This window comes from Micromonospora echinofusca (assembly GCF_017614955.1).
Taxonomy (GTDB): Bacteria; Actinomycetota; Actinomycetes; order Mycobacteriales; family Micromonosporaceae; genus Micromonospora; species Micromonospora echinofusca_A.
Genome location: NZ_WVUH01000530.1, coordinates 1 through 3,258 on the forward strand (window position 1 = coordinate 1; position 3,258 = coordinate 3,258).

Below are 3,258 nucleotides of genomic sequence, written 5' to 3' on the forward strand. Positions count from 1 at the left end.
GCACCAGGGCCAGGGCCGGGCCGGGGCCACCATTCCGCGGTGATCGAAATTGTGCCGTCGAGCAGCGGCGCCTGCTTTCGTGCGGCGATGTGATACAAAAAACATCGACGCATGCACCCATTTCGCGCCGCAGCCCGCAACTCCACGGCCGGGCCGCCCATCACCGACTGACGGAGACACGATCTCGTCATGAACGATTCTCCGGAACACCACTGGGGTGGACTCACGGCGGACGAGATCCGCGAGGTCTGGGACGGTCGGCTCCGCCCCGTACCCGCAGAGCTGATCACCCCGGCGGTCACGCCCCACACCCGCCGTTTCCTGACCGAGGTCGGCTTGCCGGACGTGGCGGTACTGGGCGTGGACTTCCTGTTCGAGGGGCCGCTCACGGCCGTCACGGAACAGGGGTCCCGCGAATACCTCGTCGTCACGCAGCAGCGGTCGAACGCCTCGTTCGCCGTCGATCTGCAGAACGATCAGGTCGTCGAATACCACCCGACCGCCCCCGAGGGCACCCGATTCATGAATTCGGACCTCGCCGCCCTGCTCTTCTTCCTCGGTCAGGTACGGAAGGCGCTGACCCTGGAGGAGATCCCGGCGCTGGAGGAAGCGTTGGAAGACGTGCGGACGTCGGTCGCCGTCCATGATCCCGCAGCAATGGAGGACGAGGCAGCGTGGAAGCTCTGGTTGGACGATCTCGAGTCGCAGCTCGGCTGATGCCATGACCACGGCATCCGGCACCCGGCACCTGAGGCTCCCCTGGCACCGCCGACTCGTCCCGGTCCTGGCGACCCTGCTCCTGCTGGTCAGCGGGTTCGCGGTACCGGCGCAGGCGGCCCCCCGACGCGCCGACTACTGGCTCACACCCGCGTACCCCGGCGACGAGCTGCACCTCCCGGTCATGATGTACCGCCACCGGCACACCGTGCTCGCGGACGAGGTCAGTTGGGACCGCAACGTCGCGGCCTTCGAGTTCTACACGCCGGCCGGTGTCCGCCTGATCATCGTCGGGCCGAGCCTGCCCTCTCCGAATTTCAAGAACGCGGCGAAGACCACCCCGCTGGACGTGTACCGCGAGATCAAGGGTCACCTGGCCCTGGTGGACGGAAATGGCGACCCGCTCGAAGAGAACGGTCGACCGGTCGACTGGCGGAATTCGGCAACGCCCAGCGTGCGGTGGGAACCGGGCGCCGATCAGAATGCGGAGATCCAGGAGGCGGTGCGGATCGGCCGGCACTCGGAATGGGTCACCTCGCTCTATCTGAAGCACCATCTGGGCCAGGCGAACCTGACCTCGAAAGAGGGACTGTCCGAGCGGATACCGTGCGAGTCGGTCGGCAACAACTGCAAGGTCAACCTGAAGACCGAGACCGGCGGACTGTACCCGAACCTGGAGAACATGCGGTTCATCACCGACAAACTGGGGTCCAGGGAGGGACGCGCGCAGGCCAAGAAGGATCTGGAGACGATCCAACGGGAATGGGAACGGCTCGGCATGCCGACGAACGCGAACGCCGAGGCCCTGCTCGGTTGGCGACTGCTGGTGACGCCCGGCAGCCCGCCGCCGCAGGGAGCCGCCACCAACGCCCTGGCGCCACAGTCCGATCTCGGCGGCATCGACTTCTCGACCCTGGAGTTGCGGTACCTCAGGGAGGGCAGTGGAGGGAAACTCCAGTACGCCTTCAACGCGGCGTCGGTCGACGGCCTGAAGCCCGACACCACTGGCGGACGGGTCGCGGCGGCCCAGGCCTCGGATGCCTTCTTCGTCTGGCTGAGCATGCCCGAATCGACGTTCTGGGTGAACCTCAACCCGAACGAGCCGAACCGCATCATCGACGACCGGCTCGGCACCACCGATGTCGGCCGGGTCCTCCTGGAGGCGGACTTCAGAATGAAGAAGGTCGTCGGGCGGCTGATCCATCCGGACACGAAGCTCGGCAAGCAGTTCTGGGGGACGCTCAGCCAGGCGGGCAACTGCATCGACATGCGGCAGTGGATCGTACCCGCACCGGCCACCGTGTACGAGCAGGACGGCGGGCTCCACATCGTCGACGCCCCGCTGGAAGTCAAGATGGAGACGGAGTACTTCAAGAAGCAGGGCCAGCCCACCTCGTGCATCAACCCGGACACCGCCATGGCGCAGCGTTTCCGCACGCTGGTGCTGCCCAGGCTCGAAGAGACGATCAACCGGGGGCCGGAGTTCGCGGAGCTACGCCGGGTCTACCTGAGCCGGGTCGCCGCCGGCTGGTACCGCGAACGCCACCGCCAGGGCGGCAGCCTTTCCAACATGATCGACAGCGGTGACGTCACCATCTGGCCATCGATGCGGGAATGGTCGCCCCGCCAGGTGTTCGATCAGTACGTGCAGGCGTACCAGAAGAAGGAGTTCAACGTCACCAGGCGGGTACCTCGCGGCAACATGATCTACGAGGAGACCTACACCTACGGCGGCGTCGACTTCAGCAAGGTGGAACTGAACAGAACCCCGACGGGTCTGTTCCAGAAGGACCACGCGGACCTGCCCGCTGCCGTACAACGGTCGGTGCAACAGCCGGCAGCAGACGGGCACGGCAGGGTCTGGCTCGGCGCGGTCGGCGAGCCGGCGGCGCTACCCGACTTCGACAGGCCGGACCCACCGACCTCGAACCCGGTGTTCCACACCCTCCTCGCCCTGCCCGTCTTCTCCTGGCTGGTCACCGGAATCTGGCTGCTGTACCGACGCCGTCGCCAGCGCACCCCGTCGTCGATCGTGGCCCACCCATGACCACGATGCGGACGGCACCGGCACCGGCACTGCCACCCTCTGCGTTCGCCGGGAGCTACCTGCTCGCCGGAGTGGCAGCCCTGGCGCTGGTCAGCGCCGTCGGCGGCTTCTTCGCCGTGCCCGAGTTCAGTTACCTGAAAGGGAGACAGGCGCAGGACAACGGGGCAGCGGCGCTGGCCGGGGTCGGCCTGCTGGGGTTCGCGGTGCTCGCCGTCGGGTTCGGTGTGCTGTGCCTGTTGCTGGCTTTCCTCATCGCGCGGAGCAGTACAGGGGCCCGGGTGCTGGCCGGGATCGCCTGCGGGGTCTCGATCTGTTTCAACATCGGCCTGCTGGCGGTCGGGGCATTCCAGTCGGTGCCGTGGTACGGGGAACTGTCCCGGATCCTGGCGGTGGGGATGTTGCTGCTCAGTGCCGGGTCGCTGGTGCTGCTCGCACTGCCCTCGTCACGTGGGCACTTCCGTGCCGTCCGGGACGCACAGCTACTGCGGCAACCC

3 protein-coding genes are annotated in these 3,258 nt (G+C 67.1%); all 3 read left to right on the top strand.

What is annotated here, in order from left to right:
• The first annotated feature begins 189 nt into the window (after nucleotides 1-189).
• Nucleotides 190-717, top strand: a complete 528-nt coding sequence (locus tag GSF22_RS32195; RefSeq protein ID WP_208817681.1) for an SUKH-4 family immunity protein — start codon at nucleotides 190-192, stop codon at nucleotides 715-717.
• A 4-nt stretch (nucleotides 718-721) separates the two neighbouring features.
• Nucleotides 722-2,764 (top strand): metal-dependent hydrolase, encoded by a 2,043-nt coding sequence (locus tag GSF22_RS32200; protein WP_208817682.1) that lies wholly within the window; start codon nucleotides 722-724, stop codon nucleotides 2,762-2,764.
• The coding region (locus GSF22_RS32205; RefSeq protein ID WP_439957836.1) for a hypothetical protein at nucleotides 2,761-3,258 on the top strand (498 nt) is incomplete at its 3' end. The genes GSF22_RS32200 and GSF22_RS32205, both read left to right, overlap by 4 nt.

Excerpts from the sequence above, each read along its gene's own strand:
- GSF22_RS32200 (WP_208817682.1), top strand. The coding sequence starts at position 722 with ATGACCACGGCATCCGGCACCCGGCACCTGAGGCTCCCCTGGCACCGC.
- GSF22_RS32195 (WP_208817681.1), top strand. The coding sequence starts at position 190 with ATGAACGATTCTCCGGAACACCACTGGGGTGGACTCACGGCGGACGAG.